The sequence below is a fragment of the Gemella haemolysans genome, from assembly GCF_001553035.1.
In the GTDB taxonomy this organism is placed as follows: domain Bacteria; phylum Bacillota; class Bacilli; order Staphylococcales; family Gemellaceae; genus Gemella; species Gemella haemolysans_B.
This window is the reverse complement of the sequence record NZ_KQ959932.1, coordinates 1-19,616: the sequence shown is the minus strand read 5'-3', so window position 1 is coordinate 19,616 and position 19,616 is coordinate 1. Positions and strand designations below refer to the sequence as shown.

The 19,616-nt window shown below is 29.5% G+C and carries 19 protein-coding genes; 11 read left to right on the top strand and 8 right to left on the bottom strand.

The features are described from left to right. Window positions 1-400: 400 nt before the first annotated feature. The 4 genes from HMPREF3186_RS02335 (at window position 401) to HMPREF3186_RS02320 (ending at window position 5,937) form a co-directional block, all read left to right on the top strand. On the top strand, window positions 401-1,777 hold the full coding sequence (locus HMPREF3186_RS02335; RefSeq protein WP_060913762.1) for a polysaccharide deacetylase family protein: 1,377 nt from the start codon (window positions 401-403) through the stop codon (window positions 1,775-1,777). A gap of 146 nt (window positions 1,778-1,923) precedes the next feature. After that, window positions 1,924-3,192: a competence/damage-inducible protein A gene (locus HMPREF3186_RS02330; protein ID WP_060913761.1), complete on the top strand. Its 1,269-nt coding sequence runs from the start codon at window positions 1,924-1,926 to the stop codon at window positions 3,190-3,192. Between the two features lie 72 nt (window positions 3,193-3,264). Next, the gene (locus tag HMPREF3186_RS02325) at window positions 3,265-3,561 is read left to right on the top strand and encodes a hypothetical protein (RefSeq protein WP_060913760.1); all 297 of its coding nucleotides are present in this window, start codon (window positions 3,265-3,267) and stop codon (window positions 3,559-3,561) included. Between the two features lie 207 nt (window positions 3,562-3,768). Beyond that, window positions 3,769-5,937 carry a hypothetical protein gene (locus HMPREF3186_RS02320; protein ID WP_060913759.1) on the top strand — a complete coding sequence of 723 codons (2,169 nt, stop codon included), beginning with the start codon at window positions 3,769-3,771 and terminating at the stop codon, window positions 5,935-5,937. Window positions 5,938-5,980: 43 nt separating this feature from the next. On the opposite strand, the gene HMPREF3186_RS02315 is transcribed toward HMPREF3186_RS02320, so the two are convergent. Then, entirely contained in the window at window positions 5,981-6,307 is a 327-nt protein-coding gene (locus HMPREF3186_RS02315) for a thioredoxin family protein (protein ID WP_060913758.1), read from the bottom strand. Window positions 6,308-6,584: 277 nt separating this feature from the next. Here HMPREF3186_RS02315 and gorA point away from each other — a divergent pair, with 277 nt between their 5' ends. After that, window positions 6,585-7,937 carry a glutathione-disulfide reductase gene (gene gorA / locus HMPREF3186_RS02310; protein ID WP_060913757.1) on the top strand — a complete coding sequence of 451 codons (1,353 nt, stop codon included), beginning with the start codon at window positions 6,585-6,587 and terminating at the stop codon, window positions 7,935-7,937. A 96-nt stretch (window positions 7,938-8,033) separates the two neighbouring features. Next, the gene (locus tag HMPREF3186_RS02305; protein ID WP_060913756.1) at window positions 8,034-8,765 is read left to right on the top strand and encodes a hypothetical protein; all 732 of its coding nucleotides are present in this window, start codon (window positions 8,034-8,036) and stop codon (window positions 8,763-8,765) included. A 65-nt stretch (window positions 8,766-8,830) separates the two neighbouring features. Here the strand turns inward: HMPREF3186_RS02305 and HMPREF3186_RS02300 are convergent, their stop codons facing one another. From HMPREF3186_RS02300 to cysS, 5 genes are read right to left on the bottom strand one after another with little or no spacing between them, the layout of a single operon-like run. After that, a complete protein-coding gene (locus HMPREF3186_RS02300; protein WP_060913755.1) occupies window positions 8,831-9,355 on the bottom strand; it encodes an NYN domain-containing protein in 525 nt (174 codons plus the stop codon). 21 nt (window positions 9,356-9,376) lie between these two features. Continuing rightward, a complete protein-coding gene (locus tag HMPREF3186_RS02295) occupies window positions 9,377-9,817 on the bottom strand; it encodes a GNAT family N-acetyltransferase (RefSeq protein WP_060913754.1) in 441 nt (146 codons plus the stop codon). Next, complete coding sequence (gene rlmB / locus HMPREF3186_RS02290; protein ID WP_060913753.1) at window positions 9,810-10,625, bottom strand: 23S rRNA (guanosine(2251)-2'-O)-methyltransferase RlmB; 816 nt, start codon at window positions 10,623-10,625, stop codon at window positions 9,810-9,812. Before rlmB ends, HMPREF3186_RS02295 begins: the two co-directional genes overlap by 8 nt. Beyond that, a complete protein-coding gene (locus tag HMPREF3186_RS02285; protein WP_060913752.1) occupies window positions 10,609-11,040 on the bottom strand; it encodes a Mini-ribonuclease 3 in 432 nt (143 codons plus the stop codon). Before HMPREF3186_RS02285 ends, rlmB begins: the two co-directional genes overlap by 17 nt. Next, window positions 11,025-12,422, bottom strand: coding sequence for a cysteine--tRNA ligase (gene cysS, locus HMPREF3186_RS02280; protein ID WP_060913751.1), 1,398 nt, complete (start codon window positions 12,420-12,422; stop codon window positions 11,025-11,027). Before cysS ends, HMPREF3186_RS02285 begins: the two co-directional genes overlap by 16 nt. Window positions 12,423-12,672: 250 nt before the next feature. On the opposite strand from cysS, the gene HMPREF3186_RS02275 reads away from it, so the two are divergent. Next, the gene (locus tag HMPREF3186_RS02275; RefSeq protein ID WP_060913750.1) at window positions 12,673-13,551 is read left to right on the top strand and encodes a YitT family protein; all 879 of its coding nucleotides are present in this window, start codon (window positions 12,673-12,675) and stop codon (window positions 13,549-13,551) included. 167 nt (window positions 13,552-13,718) lie between these two features. Further along, the gene (gene clpP / locus HMPREF3186_RS02270; protein WP_060913749.1) at window positions 13,719-14,366 is read left to right on the top strand and encodes an ATP-dependent Clp endopeptidase proteolytic subunit ClpP; all 648 of its coding nucleotides are present in this window, start codon (window positions 13,719-13,721) and stop codon (window positions 14,364-14,366) included. Window positions 14,367-14,408: 42 nt separating this feature from the next. On the opposite strand, the gene HMPREF3186_RS02265 is transcribed toward clpP, so the two are convergent. Continuing rightward, a complete protein-coding gene (locus HMPREF3186_RS02265) occupies window positions 14,409-15,659 on the bottom strand; it encodes a peptidoglycan bridge formation glycyltransferase FemA/FemB family protein (RefSeq protein WP_060913748.1) in 1,251 nt (416 codons plus the stop codon). A 136-nt stretch (window positions 15,660-15,795) separates the two neighbouring features. On the opposite strand from HMPREF3186_RS02265, the gene HMPREF3186_RS02260 reads away from it, so the two are divergent. Beyond that, window positions 15,796-16,560 (top strand): alpha/beta fold hydrolase, encoded by a 765-nt coding sequence (locus HMPREF3186_RS02260; RefSeq protein WP_060913747.1) that lies wholly within the window; start codon window positions 15,796-15,798, stop codon window positions 16,558-16,560. Between the two features lie 75 nt (window positions 16,561-16,635). Here HMPREF3186_RS02260 and pssA read toward each other — a convergent pair whose 3' ends face one another. Further along, window positions 16,636-17,154 carry a CDP-diacylglycerol--serine O-phosphatidyltransferase gene (gene pssA, locus HMPREF3186_RS02255; protein ID WP_060913746.1) on the bottom strand — a complete coding sequence of 173 codons (519 nt, stop codon included), beginning with the start codon at window positions 17,152-17,154 and terminating at the stop codon, window positions 16,636-16,638. Window positions 17,155-17,327: 173 nt separating this feature from the next. Between pssA and HMPREF3186_RS02250 the strand changes: the two genes are divergently transcribed. Next, entirely contained in the window at window positions 17,328-18,197 is an 870-nt protein-coding gene (locus HMPREF3186_RS02250; protein ID WP_060913745.1) for a YitT family protein, read from the top strand. Between the two features lie 204 nt (window positions 18,198-18,401). Beyond that, window positions 18,402-19,559, top strand: coding sequence for a chloride channel protein (locus HMPREF3186_RS02245; RefSeq protein WP_060913744.1), 1,158 nt, complete (start codon window positions 18,402-18,404; stop codon window positions 19,557-19,559). Window positions 19,560-19,616: the final 57 nt, after the last annotated feature.

The window sequence follows — 19,616 nt, the reverse complement described above, 5'->3', positions numbered from 1 at the left end:
TTTTTCCATGCCCCGAACTTGACAAAGAGCCTATATATATAAGGTGTTAGCATGCTTTGCTAACATCTTTTTTCTTTAGGGAAATACCTGTACACTTTTGTTTAATTTTTACTGGAGTAATTTAATTGTTTAATGTATAATGATTAATGAATACTTTATAAAAGTAAATAGGGAATAAACCAAGAGTTTTAAATTTAAAAAGAGATTATCTGAGGATTTATAGACTTAGAGGTTTACTGATGACTAAATTTGCTTTATAAGAATTTGATGGTTATTTAGTAAGTTTACGGTCGATGCGACTTGATAAAATCAATTTCTTCGAAATTGTGATTTCGAGCCACTTTAAAAATAATATTTTTAAAATATTATTGAAGAAATATATTAAGGAGGGAATAAAGTAATGAAGAAATTAGGTATTCTTCTTGGAATACTTTGTATGTTGGTATGCACATTTTTATTATTTTTTGGAGATACAGCATACAATAAATGGCAAGAATATAATTTTCAATCAGATGTGAAAAAAATTGTTGAAGATGGGGACAAATCAGAATTAGCTAAAAACAGTACTGTTAAGTCTGGTTGGATAGGTGATAAATATGTGAAAGTATATTATCCAAATTCAAACATCGAGCAAACTAATGAGATTAAAGAACGCTTAGATGATGAGACCAAAGGGCTAATAGAGGGAAATTTAAACTTTGATAAAGATATTAAAGAGATAGCATTTTACGGAGTTGTAGAAAAAGAATCAAATTTTGCAGCGGTAAAAGAAGTAAGTGCAAAGAAAGTATCACATAAAGTAGAATCAAGGAAAGTTGAATCTGCTAGTGAATCAATGGTTTCAAGTATTTATTTAGATAAAGATAATAAAGAATTTACATTATCTAGCTTATTTAGTTCACCAGATGAGGCTAAACAGAAATTTTTATCAAAAATAAAACAACAATTAGCTGTAAAAGGATTATCAGAAGAAGATATTAATGCTATCATTATTAAACTTCGTAATCAAGATATGGCTACATGGAAATTTATATATGACGAAGCTAAATTTAAAATAGCGGTTGATGAAAATAAATCAGGGCTTAAGTCAGTAGATATCCCAGTAAATGATTTATATAAATATATTGATGGAACATATCTAAAAGCTGAAGATTTAGCAAAATATAATGAATATATTAAGAAAAGAAGTAGGAAGGCAGTTGCTTTAACATTTGATGACGGTCCGAATCCAAATACTACACCAGTAGCTCTAGAATTGCTGAAAAAATATAATGCAAAAGCTACATTCTTTATGGTTGGACGTTCAGTTGCTGGAAATGAAGACATTATTAAGCAGGTTGTAGCAGAAGGTCATCAAATTGGTAACCACTCTTGGAGTCATCCATTACTAACGAAAATTAGTTTAGAAGAAGCTAAGAGCCAGATAAATGATACTACTGAAGCTTTGAAAAAGGCGAGTGGTCAAGATGTTCACATTATGAGACCACCATATGGAGGAATAAATTCTACTATTCAAGCGGCAGTAGATCAGTCATTTATATTATGGAATATTGATACTCTAGATTGGAAGAATAGAAATACTGCTTCTATTATGAGAGAGGTTAGAAAAACTCAACCAGGATCAATAATTTTAATGCATGATATTCACCAAACATCAATTGATGCTTTACCTACAGTACTTCAATATTTAACAGAACAAGGATTTGAATTGGTAACAGTTGAAGAACTTATGGGAGATCAGTTAGAACTGCATCAAAAATATACAAATAGAGAATAGAGTAATAAGAAAGTTCAGTGAATAAGTTCATTGAGCTTTCTTATTCTTAATGAAAGTACTTTAGGACTAGATTATTTATTTTTTGGCTGTTATAATGTAGAATAGAATTAAGAGAAGAAATTTAGTAAATTTTGCGAGGTTTATTTATGAGAGTTGAATTAATTTCTGTGGGAACAGAGTTATTATTAGGAGATATTGTAAATACTAATACAGCGTATTTATCAAAAGAATTAGCAGCACTTGGATTAGGAGTTTTTAGACAAACAACGGTTGGAGATAATAGAGAAAGGTTGCTAAAAACTTTGGAGAGTGCCTTTCTTGAAAACGATACTGTTATAATAACTGGAGGCTTAGGGCCAACGGATGATGATATCACTAAAGAATGTGCAGCCGAATATTTTGGTCGTGATTTCTATTTCCATGAATATTCATGGGTAAAAATACTCGAGAGATTAACGAGATCAGGTAGAAATGTAATAACAGATAATAATAAAAAACAAGCTATGATTCCTGAAGGTGCTATAGTATTAGAGAATTTTTGTGGTACAGCACCAGGTATAATTATTGAAGAAAATAATAAACGTATTATATTAATGCCAGGACCACCAAGAGAAATGCGTGATATGTTTGAAAAAGGTGTCAAACCCTATTTAGAGAAATATAGTAAGAAAAAATTTATTTCTAAATATGTTAGGTTTTATGGTATTGGAGAATCATTGTTAGAGACGAAAATTAAAGACATAATGGATAGACAAACTAATCCAACATTAGCATTATACGCAAAAACAGGAGAAGTTCTACTAAGAATTACAGCAAGTTCAGAAAATAAAATTGAATGTGAAGAAATGATAAATCGTCAACTAGAAGAAATAGAAAGAAGAGAAGGGGTTGGTGAGTATATTTATTTGGTTGGAGATGAAAATATCTCAAGTTCACAAACGGAATTGAATACTGTAGTAGCTAATCTTCTTATTGAAAATAATTATACTATTTCCATTGCTGAGTCTCTAACTGGAGGTGAAATAGTCTCTATGTTAGTAGAAAAAAGTGGAATTTCAGATTCTTTACTAGAAGGTATAGTTTGTTATTCTAATAGGTCTAAAATTACTACACTAGGAGTAAAAGAAGAAACTTCTCTAGAGTTTGGAGCTGTAAGTGAAGAGGTTGCTTGTGAGATGGCTCTAGGAGTAGCGAAACGATTAAATAGTGATTTTGCTGTTGCAACAACTGGTATAGCAGGACCAAATAGTGATGAAAGTGGAAAACCTGTTGGATTAGTTTATATAGCTGTATATGCTCAGGGAGAAGTTACTGTAAAAGAATGTTTATTCGTTGGTGATAGAGACTTAATCCGCTTTAGAGCAAGTGTAGAAGCACTTGATGAGGTTAGAAAAAATATTTTGAGAAAACTATAGTTTTTGCTTGAAAAAAGTTAAACTATTATGTATAATTATGATAATAAAAAAAGATATTTAAGGAGATTAATTATGTATACAATGAATTTATCTAGTTTGGAGTCGCCGGATCCCAGGTACGGGCAAGATGATGAATATTCCCAGGACTTCAATACTGAAATAGACTATGAAGATGAGATTTTATCAGATTATGCTGATGAAAGCTATAACGAAGTAGAGTTTTCTGTTCCAGATGAGGAATTCTTAGATTACTCTAATGAAATGTTCCTATATAAGGAGTATTCGTACGATTTTGCGGATGATAACGAATATGATGAAGTTAGTATATCTAATGATCAAATAATGTTAGAAAATACAAGCGAAGCTTAAAATATAAAATAACATTAATAAAAACAGACCTATAAGTGATACGCTTATAGGTCAATTTTGTGATATTTAAATAAAAATTCTTATATGAGAAATTAAACAATAATATCTTGCGGAAATATTATATTATTTAATTTTATTTTAATGACATTACGTATAATTGTTTTTATTGAATATGATATAATAGAAATTAGAAAGAAAGGAGGAGAAATGTTGAAATATTGTAAATTTATAAGTTCTGGATTGTTATGTTTTAGCTTAATTACAGTTGCAAGTTCAGAGATAAAAGCAGATTATTTTACAGATTATAATACAACTGTAATGGATACAGTACTAAGGGATAATATATTTAATTTTGATTTATTCTCTAGAAGTAGAAGTTACTCTCTTCCTGTTATAAAAAACAATCTAATTCAGAGTAATATGGAAGAATTGGAGTATAGTGCAGAATTATTAAGTTATAAAAAGAATTCATATAATTATCTAATTTTCTATTCACTTGATAATAATAATATTCCAAATGAAATCTTTAGAATACAATTAAAAAATAGTGGTGCTGGTAAAATAGTTGATAAAAGTTTACTAAAACTTTTTGTACCGAATAGTAGAATAATAATGAATGTTATGAGTTATGAAATTGATAATAAAGGAAATATAGAGAATCTTGAATATTCTAAATCAAGTCAAATATATTTTACTAAAAAGAATATCAATCTAGTTGTAACAGAAGGAAAAAAAGAGGTAGTAAATAGAACGATTGAATTAAGAAATTCCCCTAAGGATGATAAGTTCTCAGTTTTACCATATGAAATAGAGCAGTATTATCGTCCTGATAAGTACTACAGTTATACTAAAGCAAAGATAGTAGTAGATGGTAAGGAAACAAGCTTGGAAAATTTAGAAGTACCATATTTAGCGAAAAAAATAGAAGTACAATTATCGCAGGATAAAGATTACTGGAATAATGTAAAAATAGAATATCCTTCGGAATTTAAGAAGAATAATAAAGAGTTTTTAATCAAACAGGGAGTATCGTTTGGTAACTTCATTAAAGAAAATGAAATTAAAGATATAACTAGTAATGATTCAAGTTATGATTTTTCTGGTTATTATTTAGATGACAAGGAAGTTTCAAATTCTCAAGTATTAGGAAATAATATAAAAATTGAAGCAAAATATAATACAAAAATATTATTGGATAACGGTATTACTAAGAAAGAAGTGACGTTGCTAACCGGTCAGAAACTAAGTGAAATAGATACTAAGTTCTTTGATAGAGAAAAATATCATGTTGATAGCTATACTATTTTAAATGCAAAAGATAATTCTAAAATTAATGAAATTAAGGATTTATCTGAAGTTAGTATCGATAATAGTATTATAGTAAAAGCAAATTATAAAGAAAATACTAATACTATTAAAATTCGTCAAGATGATTACAATAAACGTTTTGGTAAGGTTGATGATAGTATAAAAGACAAGGATATAGAGTGGCCTGAAACTAAAAAAATAGGGGAGTTATTAGCAGAACTTCGTAAAAAAATTAAACCGAGTTCAGGTTATGAGGTATTATTTAGATCCAATAAGAAAGTAATCAGCGATGATGATTATATTACAGCAGAGACAGTTTTAGAGATTTACTTTAAAAAAGTGGATAGTGAGTGGGTTACTGTTAAGTTTGTAGGACGTGGTATTGATAAATTCTTGTCTGATGGTCAAGAGGTACTAGTAGGATCTAGAATAGATAGTATGATTAATTTACCAACGGCTACTGGAGTTACAGAGCAGGAGTTCTTAGGTTGGCAGGCAAATAACGATTATTTAATGGCTGGTGAAAACTCAGAAAATATTAGAGTATCAAAAAATAAACTATTACAAACTAATGAATTAGGTGCTGTAGTTACAGAAAAAGGGAAAGATATTGAATTTACTGCAGTATATAGAAAGTTATTTAATGTAGAATTTGAAAAAACTTTTGAAGGAAATATTAATCTTTCTAAAGGTACATCTAATATTTTAAGAGTTGATGAATTTAATAATATTGGGGATGCTACAAAAAATAATAAAATAATAGTAGCACCTAAATCAGGTTATTCATTATCTCATTTTATTGCAAACAAAACAGTAAAAGTAAATATGGGTAAAGGAACAAAAGAGATTTTTGTAGGTCAAAAAATTGAAGAAAATGATCTTTATAATATCGTTCCTACATCAGATTTAAAAATCACTCCGGTGTTTAAATTAAGTGTAATTCCGTCAACACTAGAAGAAATGATAGAAAACAATAAGATAAAAACTGTTGATGATGCATTAGATCTAAAATTTGAATCAACTGAAAATATTAAAAAAATATTAGGACCACTTTATTATTTAAGGTAGTGTAAAAAGGCTTAGCAAAATGCTGAGCCTTTTTATAGTTTAATTAGATTTTCTCTAAAAATTGTTCTACTTCTTTTTGTGTTTTAGCAAGTCTTGATACAAAACGACTAACTTCAACATTGTTTTTGTAACCTACAAAAGATGGAATACCAAAAATATCAAGAGCTTGAGATATTTCTGGGTAGTCATCACGATTAACGTAGATGAATTTTATTTCTGGAAACTTGTTCATCGTTTCTTCTAAATAACGATCAAGCATGATGCAATCAGGGCACCATGTTGCAGAAAATACAAAAACAATTTTTTCATTTTCCTCTTTTAAAGTTTTAAATTGTTCTATAGAGTTTAATTTTTCTATATAGTTAAACATATAATCACCTCATTTATGGAAAAATTATATCATAAAAAGAAGTATTTATCATTAACAATGCTTTGAAGGTTTAACTGGAAAATATTGAAAGGTATTGAAAATCTTTGATAATAAGATGATTTTCAATTTTCGATTACAAATGTAAGCATATCTATTGAATTAAATTGTTAAATGTTGCATAATATGAAATATAGAGATTAAGTGTAACTTAATAAAAGATAAGGAAATACTTAATCTTTAATTGATAAAAGTTATACTATATTATAGAGGTGAAAACATGGCAAAACATTATGATTATATTGCAATTGGTGGAGGAAGCGGTGGAATAGCTTCAATTAACCGAGCTGCAATGTACGGTGTAAAAGGATTGTTAATTGAAGGAAATGAACTAGGAGGAACATGTGTAAATGTTGGATGTGTTCCTAAAAAAGTTATGTGGCATGCGTCACAAATATCTGAAAGTTTAAAACTATACGCAAATGATTATGGATTTAGTTTTGGAGATGTAGAATTTGATTTTTCAAAATTAGTAGGTAATCGTTCTGCATATATTGATAGAATTCATGGTTCTTATGAACGTGGATTAAACAATAATAAAGTAGATCTAGTAAGAGGATATGCTAAATTTGTAAATAAAAATACAGTTGAAGTAAATGGTGAACAGTATACAGCTGATCATATACTAATAGCGACTGGCGGACAACCAACTATCCCTAATGTTGAAGGTGCCGAGTTTGGTGTTACTTCTAATGAAGTATTTGCACTGAAACAATTACCAAAACGTATTGCTGTAGTTGGTGCAGGATATATCGCAGTTGAACTTGCTGGGGTATTCAATGGATTAGGTGTTGATACTCACTTATTTGTACGTCGTGATCGTCCGCTAAGAACTTTTGATAAAGATATAGTAGATACTTTAGTAAAAGTAATTAATGAAGAAGGTCCAACTCTTCACACAAATGCTATTCCTAAAAAAGTTGTAAAAAATGCTGATGACAGTGTTACTTTAGTACTTGAAGATGGACGTGAAACTACAGTTGACTTATTAATCTGGGCAATTGGTAGAAAACCATTATCTGAGAATCTTAACTTAGAAGCTGCAGGTGTAGAAGTAGATGAACGTGGATTTATTCCAACAGACAAATACCAAAACACTAATGTAGAAGGAATCTATGCAGTTGGTGATGTAACAGGACGCCTTGCTTTAACTCCAGTTGCTGTTGCGGCAGGACGTAGATTATCAGAAAGATTATTTAATAATAAACCTGAAGAACACTTAGATTACACTAATGTTGCTACAGTTGTATTCTCACACCCAGCGATTGGTTCTATTGGATATACAGAAGAGCAAGCTGTAAAAGAATTTGGTGAAGAAAATATTAAAGTTTATAAATCATCATTCACTCCAATGTATTCTGCAATAACTAGTCACAGACAACCATGTTTTATGAAACTAGTAACTCTTGGTGAAGATGAGAAAGTTATTGGATTACATGGAATTGGTTATGGTGTAGATGAAATGATACAAGGATTTGCTGTAGCTATTAAAATGGGTGCAACAAAACGTGATTTTGATAACACAGTAGCAATTCACCCAACAGGTTCTGAAGAATTCGTAACAATGAGATAATTTTATAAAAAAATGATTGGTCTTTTCCTAGGTCAATCATTTTTTTCTTGACATTCTATTTTTATAGGAGTATTCTGAGGGTAGGAGGGGATAATAATGAAAAAAATTTTAAAAACAATAGTTATTGGAATATTAACTGTGTCAATTGCAACAGGTTGTGTGAGATTCAGTAAAGAGGATAAAGAAACTAATGCTCCAAAAGAATCTTCTTATAAAGTCTTTAGTGAATGGATTGGGAAGAAAGGGATAGATAGTATTAAAATTAACACATTGAAAAATAATGTCAAAATTTATTATCACGATAATGAGACGATTTTAATACAAGGAAGGTACAAAGGAAATTATAAGTATTTTATAGATAATAATTTATTAAATATTACTGCTTTCGCAGAGGAATTAGGTGATAATAGCCTTAACGTATATCTTCCTAATAAAGTATATAAAAATATAAGTTTGGAAAACAGAGATGCAACTTCTAAAATATTTGTAAATGTAGAAAATTTAATTATTAGTAGTAATGATGAGGTTGTAGTTGATGAAGCTGAGATAGGTAATCTTAAAATAGCTACTGATAATAAAAAGGTACAAATTACTAAGGACACTATTAAAAATGCAGTAATTGAAACTAAAAATAATACAAAAATTATAGTAGATGAAACTAAAGTGAACTCTATGGATTTGGTAACAGATGCCGGTGATATCTTTGCTAAGATAATAGGGAATAAAGAAGATTATCAAATTAATTACAGCAAGAATACAACAGCTGCTAAGGAAAGACAAATAACAGCAATTTCAAATAAAGGAAAAATTGAAATTAGTTTCATTTAGATTCGAGTATAGATTTTTCAAAATATTAAAAAAGAGATGGATTTTAATATGTCCATCTCTTATTTTTAAAATTTCCCATTTTTTATGAAATTTTCTAGTTTTCTTCTATCTTTATCGCTCATTCGAATATGTCTATTTTTTAATTCTCTTGAATTATGTTTTCTAGTCATTTTAGAAACACTTTGTTTCCTATCTTTTAGCTCTTTGATAAACATATGACAGTCTCTTAGAATAGCTCCGTACCCGAGAGTAGTATCACGTTCATCGTTATCATCACTCACAACTATAATATCTACAAAGTGATCGATTCTTAATTCTCGAGTTTTTCTTTCTATCCATTGATCAGCACGTTGCCCAGTTTTTGTATAAACTATACTGATAGGTGGTTCTTCTTTTATATATTCTTTTGCACGAGTTAGATAGGCATCAAATACACAGTAGACGATGTAATTATTTCCTCCTGCGTATTCACGTAACATATCGATTAGAACATCACGTTCAGTAGGGAAGGTAGAGCTTTTTATTAAGTTATATTCTTTCATACGAAAAAGTAGATTATAACCATCAATAAATAAATATTGTTTTTTCATAAAAAAGCCTCCTTTATAAATTTAATTAATTACTTTCCTCATATCTACATGCTCAATACCTGCATCTAAATATATTTTGTCATTCACTCGATTGTAACCTAATGATTCATAGAATTTTTCTGCTTGTATTTGAGCACTAAGTTCTATAACTATTTTTCTTTTTAAAATGTTTTTGGCAGTAATTTCGCAGCCAACGATAAGCTTACGACCAATACCTCTTCCACGATATTCTCTATCAATAACAACACGTCCGATGTGAATAACATCTTTATCCATATCGATAAGACGTGCGACTCCAATAAGATTATCGTCATGAAAATATCCAATATGAATAGTGTTTGCACTATGATCTTTGTCATCTAATTCTAGTTCAATAGGAACATTTTGTTCTTTAACAAATACTTCAATGCGAAGAGCAAAACCAAGGTTAAGCTCTTCTTTAGATTTTAATATTTTAATCATTAGACTTAATTCTTTCGTACATTATTATACCAGCTGCTACAGAAGCATTTAAGCTTTGTATTTTTCCTAACATTGGAAGGTGATATAAGAAGTCACATTCATTAGTAACAACTTTACTCATTCCTTCACCTTCATTACCGATTACAATAGCTAAAGGTACATCTTTTGCAATTTTTGTATAATCTTCAGAACGTTCTGCTAATGTTGTTCCAGCGATCCAGAATCCTTTTTCTTTTAGCTTTTTAATAGCATCAGTTAGGTTTGATACGCGAATAACGGGCATATGTTCAATCGCTCCTGCAGATGCTTTAACTGCAGTTTGGCTAACCACAGCAGCACGACGTTTAGGGATTATTATAGCTTTAACACCACTAGCCTCAGCAGTTCTAATTATAGCACCAAGATTGTGTGGATCTTCAATATGGTCTAAAATTAGTAGGGTAGTATCCTTATTAATTTCTAGGTTATTTACTACTTCATCAAGTTCAAAGTAAGCGTATGGGGCAACATAGGCGATAACCCCTTGGTGACGTTCAGTAGTAGAATTATCTAGTTTACGTTTTGGAACTTCTTGACAAATGATTTTTTTCTCATTAGCAATAGCGAAAATAGATTTTAATCTTCCTTTTTCAATACCTTCTTGGAATAAAATTTTATTAATTTCGCGCCCTGATTTAATAGCTTCAAGTATAGCGTTACGACCAGCAATTACTTCTTTATCTAAATCAACCTCAGGAGTTTCAACTTGAGGTTTTTGTTCTTTGTTTTTTAGTCTTAATTCTTTATAGTGTTTATTGTTTTTCTTCATATAGTCTAATTATGTAGTTAAACATTTCCTCCAATCTTTCAAAGTTTTTTTCTAAATATAAATAACCGAATACTGCCTCTAAACCTGTAGCAAGTTTATATTCCATAATGCTTGCGTTCTTTGCTTTAGAGTTGTTTTTTTGATTTTTTGCACGGTTATAAATTTTTTCTTCTTGCTCTGTTAATATCCTATTATTTAGTATGTTTTCCATAAAACTTGCTTGTGCTCTTGCTGATACGATTGTAGATACTGTTTTATGAAGATCATTTATTTTACCTAAGTGATTTTTCATAACATACTCTCTACTCATAATATCATAGATGCTGTCTCCGATATAGGCAAGGGTTAGTGCTTGCATTTGATTAGGATTAGCGAAGTTTTTTTCAGTAAATTTAAAAGTTATATTTTTTTCCATCGTACACCTTGTTTAGTATCTTCTAAGATAATTCCTTGTTCTTTTAAGTCGTCACGTATTTTATCAGCTAAGGCGAAATTACGATTTTTACGAGCTTCTTCACGTTCGGCTATTAAACTTTCGATGTGTTCACTATTAAGTGTATTGTCTTCTTTTACGTTTATTCCAAGAATTGAACTATATGTTTCAAATGCAGCGTTAATTAGCTCTAGAGTTTCTTTGTTGACAGCTTCTTTTGCTGTGTATGAATTAGATATTCTCACAATTTCATACCATGAAGAAAGTGCGTTTGCTGTATTGAAATCATCTTGCATATATTCTTCAAATTTGTTTAACTCTTCTGTAACTAATGCTACAACTTCTGTATCTAATTTTTCATCAGTCATATCATTATTTAATCTGAATTGTAGGTTTTGATAAGAAGTTTTAATTTTTTCAAAGTTTGTTTTCGCAAGTTCAATATTTTCTAATGTATAGTTAATTGGAGTTCTGTAGTGAACTGTTAACATGAATAAGCGCAGTACCATTGGATCTATTTCTGCAATAATATCTTTTACTAAGCGGAAATTACCTAAACTTTTACTCATTTTAACATTATCAATATTAATAAATGCATTATGCATCCAATAGTTACTGAATGGTGCATGGTTGTGACATTCAGATTGTGCAATTTCATTCTCGTGGTGAGGGAATGTTAAGTCCTGTCCACCAGCGTGGATGTCGATTGTATCACCTAGAGTTTCTTTTGCCATTACAGAACATTCAATATGCCAACCAGGGCGACCTTCTCCAAATGGACTATCCCATTTAACTTCGCCAGGTTTAGCTTTTTTCCATAATGCGAAATCTAGAGGATCTTCTTTGTGCTCACCAACTTCAATACGAGCACCACTAATTAGGTCATCGATAGATTGTTTACTTAATTTTCCATAGTCTTCTTTTTTACGTGTTCTGAAATAAACATCACCATTAGCTTCGTATGCAAATCCCTCTTCAACAAGTTTTGAGATGAAGTCAATTATTTCTTGCATGTATTCAGTAACTCTAGGGTTTTTAGTTGCTCTTTTACATCCAAGTGCATCATAGTCTTTAAAGAAAGCAGTAATATATTTTTCAGTTAGTTCACTTGTAGAAATTCCTTCTTCATTACTAGCCTTAATAATTTTATCATCAACGTCTGTAAAGTTAGAGATGAAATCTACTTCATATCCACTGTGTTCTAAATATTTGCGAACTACGTCAAAAACTATAATCGGACGTGCATTTCCAATATGTATATAGTTATATACAGTAGGTCCACAAACATACATTCTTACTTTGTTTTCTTCAATTGTTTTTAAAATTTCTTTTTGTTTTGTCAATGTATTATAGAGTTTAATCATAAATAGCTCCTTTTAAAAGGGAGATTCATAAATTAAAAATTAATTATCGTATAAATTAACTAATGAATGACTCCCAAATTTCTTCTATATCATAATAACTAAAAAAGTCTATTACTTAAATTTTAACACAAAATGCCTATAAAATGAATTATTTATTAATGTTTTATCTAATATAATCAATATTTTAATTGTTTTAAATTTATATTTGTATTAAAATATATAAAGGAAAAAAATAAAGGATAAGGAAATCATGAAATTATCAGATACGATTTATACGACTGAGCAACATAAACAATCAAAAAATGTCTTTTTAATAATCATTGGAACGATATTATTCTCTATTTATGCTGGATTACTAATACCTGTAAATAATATTGGGGCAGGTGGTGCATTAGGATTAAGTTTAGTAGTGAATAAGTTAACAGGAATAAAAATAGGTACTGTACAATTTATTTTAAATGTTCCATTATTTTATATAGGATATAGATATATTAGCCGTAAGTTCGTAATTCTTACAGGAATTGTGATAAGTATATCCTCTTTTTTAATAAATAATTTACCAAAAATTATAACACCAGTAAATTTAGGAGATTCTCTTGTCGCAGCAATTTTTTGTGGGATTATTTCTGGACTTGCAATGTGTTGTCTATTAGTTGCGGGCGCTTCTACTGGTGGAACAGATATTACAGGTAAATTTATTTCTAAAAAGATGGATTTTAATTTACCAACTGTATTTCTTATACAGGATATTACAATTTATACAATAGTATGGATATTTTTTGATATAAAATATGTAATGTATGCTCTTGTTATGAGTTTTGTACGTAATCAGACGATGAAAGGTGTTCAGAAATTCTTCTCAGCTTATATTCAATGTACAATTATTTGTAATAATCCTGAAAGAATGGTTGAAGTTATAAATAATACTTTACATAGAGGGTCAACAATTATGGACGTAGAAGGTGGATATTCACACGAGAAGAAACGAATGATAATTGTAGTTATTCAGCAGAATGAAATGCATCAATTACGTAAGTTAGTTGCAAAAAATTGTCCTGAAGCATTTATTACTGTAAATGCGGTAAATACGATAGTAGGGAACTTTAAAGAACATTCTTATAGATTATAGTAACGTGGATAGTACGACTTAAAAACATATTTTTTTGAGCCGTATTTATTTGTAGAGAGTACAATGTATTTGGAGAAAATGAAGAAAGGTTAGAAAGGGAAAAAAGTTGCTAATTGACCATTTTTGATATATAATATCTAGTGAAAAGAAAATTAGGAGGTAAGAAAATGAATTTAATTCCTACAGTAATAGAGCAAACTTCTCAAGGGGAAAGAGCATACGATATTTATTCAAGATTATTAAAAGATAGAATTATCATTCTTGGTTCTGATGTAAATGATCAAGTAGCAAACTCAATAACTAGTCAACTTTTATTTTTAGAAGCACAAGATAGTGAAAAAGATATTTATTTCTATATTAATTCACCAGGTGGAAGTGTAACAGCTGGTTTTGCAATTTATGATACAATGCAACACATTAAATGTGATGTTGTTACTATTTGTATGGGTATGGCAGCTAGTATGGGTGCATTCTTACTTGCAGCTGGGACTATCGGTAAACGATACGTTCTTCCAAATGCAGAAGTTATGATTCACCAACCATTAGGTGGTGCACAAGGTCAAGCAACAGAAATAGAAATAGCAGCTAGACACATTCTAAGAACAAGAGAAAAATTAAACAAAATTTTAGCAGATAGAACTGGTCAAACTATTAAGACTATTGAACGTGATACAGAACGTGATAATTATCTAACAGCAGAAGAGGCATGTGAGTATGGACTAGTAGATAAAGTAATGTATCCTGAAAATAACAAACCACAGAAAAAAGAAAAACCAAAAAAAGCTACTAAAAAAGCAGCTAAAAAAACAGAATAGATAAGAAAAAGGAATTGAGCTAAAGACTCAATTCCTTTTTTATTATATTTTCCAAATTTTTCCAATAGCATTTCTAATTTCGTAATTATCCATAAAGTATTCAATGTTTCCATTGAAGTTACGTTTAAACTGAAGAACACCGTAATCAGTAGCATCTTCAGAATGGAAATCTTTTGAAGTACCAAAGAAGTTGAAATATTTGAAGTTATTTTTAATTGCATATTTCATCATATGGAATAGGATTGCATATGGACCTTCATAACGATGGAATTTTCTCATTGCACCACTTGTGAAGTAAATTAAATCTTGACCAGATTCTATAAAAGTAGCACATGAAAGGTTAATAACATTTCCATTTTCAGCTTTAAGTTCTTTTATTTTATCAATTTTTTTATACCAAATAGCAATGTTTTCATCAAATTCTTTTAGACGGTTAGTTGCTTTTTTAGCATTCACTTTTCCTTGTTCTAATTTTTCCTTTAAATCGTCTCGCTCTTTTTCAAGATTTGCAATTGTGTTAGTTGTAGTTTCAACGAATTGATCACAATCAATATATGAAACAAGGTAGTGAGCTTTATCTCCGATATTATTTTTTAATGATTTGAAATAAGTATTGTCACGAATTTCAAAATCAATTCTATCTTCAGTATCACGATTGATTTCATCAAAGATTCTAGCATCTTCTTCATTGAATATATCAATTTCGCGAACCTGAACTCCTTCTTTCATCGTTCTGTTAATAGTATAACGGGCGATTTGTGAAACATTTTTTAATAAGTTACTTTCAGTAATATTTTCGTCTAGTGGTTTAGAGAAAATACAACGAGAAGCTAGTGTAGGATTTGTAAATAAATCTTCGTTCATTGCCTGGTAATTTAAATCATTTAGAATTCTATTGGTTTTAACTGCTTCTTTGTTTTCTTCTACAAATTCAATATCATTATAGATTTTTTCATTTACAAATGGATTTACACGTACACACAATACTCTTAGATTTTTTGCATAGTGTTTTTTTAATTGATTAAAGTAAAAACTAACTAATTCAGAATTTGAGTAGTCCATAATTGGTCCGTATTGAGCAGTTACTTTGTAAAAGTATTTTTTATATTGGAAATAAATGAAAATACCGTATGCTAGTATTTTATTATTTTCTTTTACGGCTAAAATTTCAGTTTTTAAGTTGTTATTATTGGCCATAATATTGTATTCTGCAGATTGCGAGAAATAATATCTATGGTTATTTTCTTTTTGAAATTGTTGAAGTTCTTCACTACTAATTTCAGTAAATATCATTATGAAATCTCCTTTTTAGTTTGTTACTATTCAAAATTACTTATAAAATTATATAACAAAAATTAAAAAAAAAAAAGTAATATACTAATAATAAGTGATATAATTAAGTAAAGTAACTATATGGAGTAAGGTTTTAATGAGAGAATACACAATAAGGAATGAAAAATACAAGATAAGGTATAATGATTTTGAGGGAAGTGGAACACCTATAGTAGTTATTCATGGATTAGGATGCGCTGGATCATTTGATTATGTAGAAATTTTTAATAGTGAGAAATTTAAAGGCCATAGGAGGGTACTTATAGATTTATTAGGGGCTGGATATAGTGACAAACCTCTAGATTTTTCATATGAGGTTAAAGAACATGCGAAATATCTAGCGGAATTTTTGGAAGATTTAGGTTTGAATAAAGTTATCTTATTTGGTCATAGTTTAGGTGGTGCTATTGCTATTGAGTTGTGTGCAAGGTGTAAAGATAGAATTGAGAGATTGATTTTAACAGAACCAAACTTAGATCCCTCTACAAAAGGTCAGATTAGTTGGGCGATAGCACAGTATAAGGAAGATAATTACGAAAAAAGTATTAAGACACTAATAAAATATTGTGAAAGTGGAATGAATACAATGTGGGCTGCAACATTGAAAAATTGGTTACCTAAAGCAGTTTATCAAATTTCTCGTGATGCAGTATTACAAAAAGAAACATCATGGAGAAGTATGTTATATGAATTTGATATCCCGAAATATTTTATATTTGGAGAAAATAGCCTTCCGAGTAAAGACTTGGAAGAATTACCTAAACACAATGTAAATGTAAAGACGGTAAAAAATGCAGGTCACTCAATGGCTTGGGAAAATTCAACGGATTTGATCGAGGTTATAGTCAGTTGCTTAGTGTGAATAAAGCTTAAATATGTAATTAATAGATATTTGAATATAAAAAAGAATGTCCAGATTAATATCTGAACATTTTTTCTATATTTTTTTAATTTTCAAATTACTTACCATTAAGTAAGAACATAATACTAATAGTATTAACATTGCAATACTTGGTAATTTTATCGGAGCAAGTACTGCAAGGACTGTTCCGCATGTAGTAATTGGAACACCTTGATAGTACCCGTTTTTCATTTTTGTTACGTTAAATCTGGCCAAACGATAAGCACCACAGCATACATAGATTCCACAAAGAATTGCGACAATTACCATTAATAAAGTTGATGGCTTATCATTAGTAATAAAGATTTCAAAAACAAGCATGGCAGGTGCTACTCCAAAACTTACTACGTCACATAATGAATCTAAATCGTGACCAATTTCAGAAACAACACCAAGTTTTCTTGCAACGATACCATCGTATCTATCTGCAAGCATGGCTAAGATAATAAAGACAGCACCCCAGATAAAATATCCATGTGATGTAGTCAGAATTGATATGAACCCACAAAAAATATTGCAAAGGGTAAGATAATTTGGTATGAAGTTTTTATTCATTTTAAAAGTCAACCTCCAATATTGATATTATAATTATAGTACAAATTTGTAATAATGTCTAAGAAAATATGAAATTAATAATTATTAAAAGGTAAAAAATTATTATTTATGCCTGTTGTTTATGACTATAAAACCTGTTATAATTAGGATAAAATTGCTTTTGGAGGTACACTATGGAAAAGAATTACAAAAATTTAAATTTAACAAAAATTTTTAAAGAATTATTGATTATCTCTTTAGGTTGTGCTATTTATTCTTTTGCTATTATGCATTTTAATGTTCCAAACAAATTGGCAGAAGGTGGAGGAACAGGGATTTCACTATTATTATTATATTCAATAGGTCTTCCGGTTTCTGTTGGAACAATACTGGTAAATATTCCTTTATTAATAATAGGATATAAAATGTTAGATAAAAAGACAATGTTATACACGGTTTACGGCATTATTATGTTGACTTTTTGGATAGGGATTTTTGAGAAGTATAATATAGAAATAGAGATCGGTGGGGATAGATTACTTGCGGCTGTGTTTGGAGGATTACTTGCTGGATTAGGATTAGGGATAGTCTTTCTAGCAGGGGGAACAACAGGTGGAGTAGATATAGTGGCGAAAATTGTACAACTTTATACAGGTAGTTCAATTGGAAGAATTATCCAAATCCTTGATGGTGTAATCATAGCATTAACTTTCGTAGTAGTTAAGAGTTTTCCAGCGATTTTATATACTCTGATTTATATTTTTATTTGTACTAAAGTTATAGATTATGTCGTTGAAGGTGGTGTTCCTGGAAAAGGGGTAATGATAGTTTCGTCTGAAATAGAAACTATTACTAAAAAAATTCAAGAAGATATGAATCGTGGATTAACTTATATAAAAGGACAAGGAAGCTATTCTAAGAAAGATTTGAATATAGGTTATTGTGTAGTTTCAAGAAATGAAATAGGAAAACTAAAATCTCTAGTTTATAAAATTGACCCTCGGGCTTTTGTGACAATAACTGAAGTCCATGATATTATAGGAGAAGGATTCAGTTATGATTAGCCGAAAAAATCAAGTCTAGGTTTTAAGAAGAATCAATAGATAAAAATCTGAGAAAGAGTGACTCGAAAATTGTGATTTCAAAGAAACAAGATTTTGGAGAGTTATTTTCCACAGTGTTTTATGAGTTGTTATATACACTTTTTTGAATTCAGAACTTTTATGTCAGTCTAAGATTTATATTTAAAGGAGAAAATTATATATAATATGTTAAAGAATTATTATTTTAGACTAGTAAGTGCAGTATTATTAATTTCTATTTGTTGTTCGTTATTTGGTCAAACGTTATTGAAATTAATAGAATTAACTAGTAGTTATTATAAGTATTTATTAATTTTAACGCCATTGATATTAATCTTTACTAAGTTTAGTAATAAATATTTACACACCAGTGATATAGGTATGAAGTATTTTATTGAAGCGGCAACTAATAAAAAAGAGAAAGTTACATGGAAATTTCCATTTATTTTAACTTTAAATACTTTATTGGCACATAGCTTCGGTGTTAGTGTGGGACGTGAAGGAGTAGCTGTGCAATTAGGTGGAGCTATTGGTGGGAATATGGCTTCAAATGATCTCAGTACGGAGAAAAAACAATTTTTCGTGAAATTAGGAATGATTTGTGGATTTGCAGGATTATTCCAAACTCCATTAGCAGCTGTAGTATTCATTTTAGAGGTTATCAGTGATAAATTTAACTTTACAAAAAATAAAATTTATGAGTATGTAACTTATATTGTTGTAGCGTATATAAGTGCTTTTGTATCGCATAAATTAGGTTTGGAAAAGTTCTTTGTAGCTATAGATGTAAGTGGAATTAAGATAAATTTAGAGTTTATTTCTAAATTAGTTTTAGTTGGAGTTATTTTTGTTTTTGTAGGAATCTTATTTGTTCTCCTTCAAAGAAAAACAAAAGAATTAGTTGCTATTAATAAGAATATAACATGGATACTTTTAGCAGCTTTTATATTAACTAGTTTCGTTTTCGAATACAGATATGCATCGTTAGGTACGAATTTAATTGGGCTATCTTTTACAAACTTTGAACAGATTCAAGTTTATGATTTTATGCTGAAAATCGTATTAACAGCCATTTGTACTGGGATTGGCTTTAGCGGAGGAGAGGTTACTCCTTTGTTTGCGATTGGAGCGACCTGTGGAGTAATTGTAGGAACTTGGTTGGGCCTATCTATTTTAGTAACAGCAGCCTTAGGATATTGTTTAGTATTTTCTGCGGCAACTAAGACATATATTGCCCCTATATTTCTTGCATTAGAAGTATTTGGATATAAATTAATGTTTTTTGCAGTAGTTCCTGCAGTATTAATATACTTAATCAATAAAAAATATAGTATTTATAAATAATTAAATACACCCTAGTGTGAAAATTCGGGTCTATAATAAATACGGTTGATAATAAAT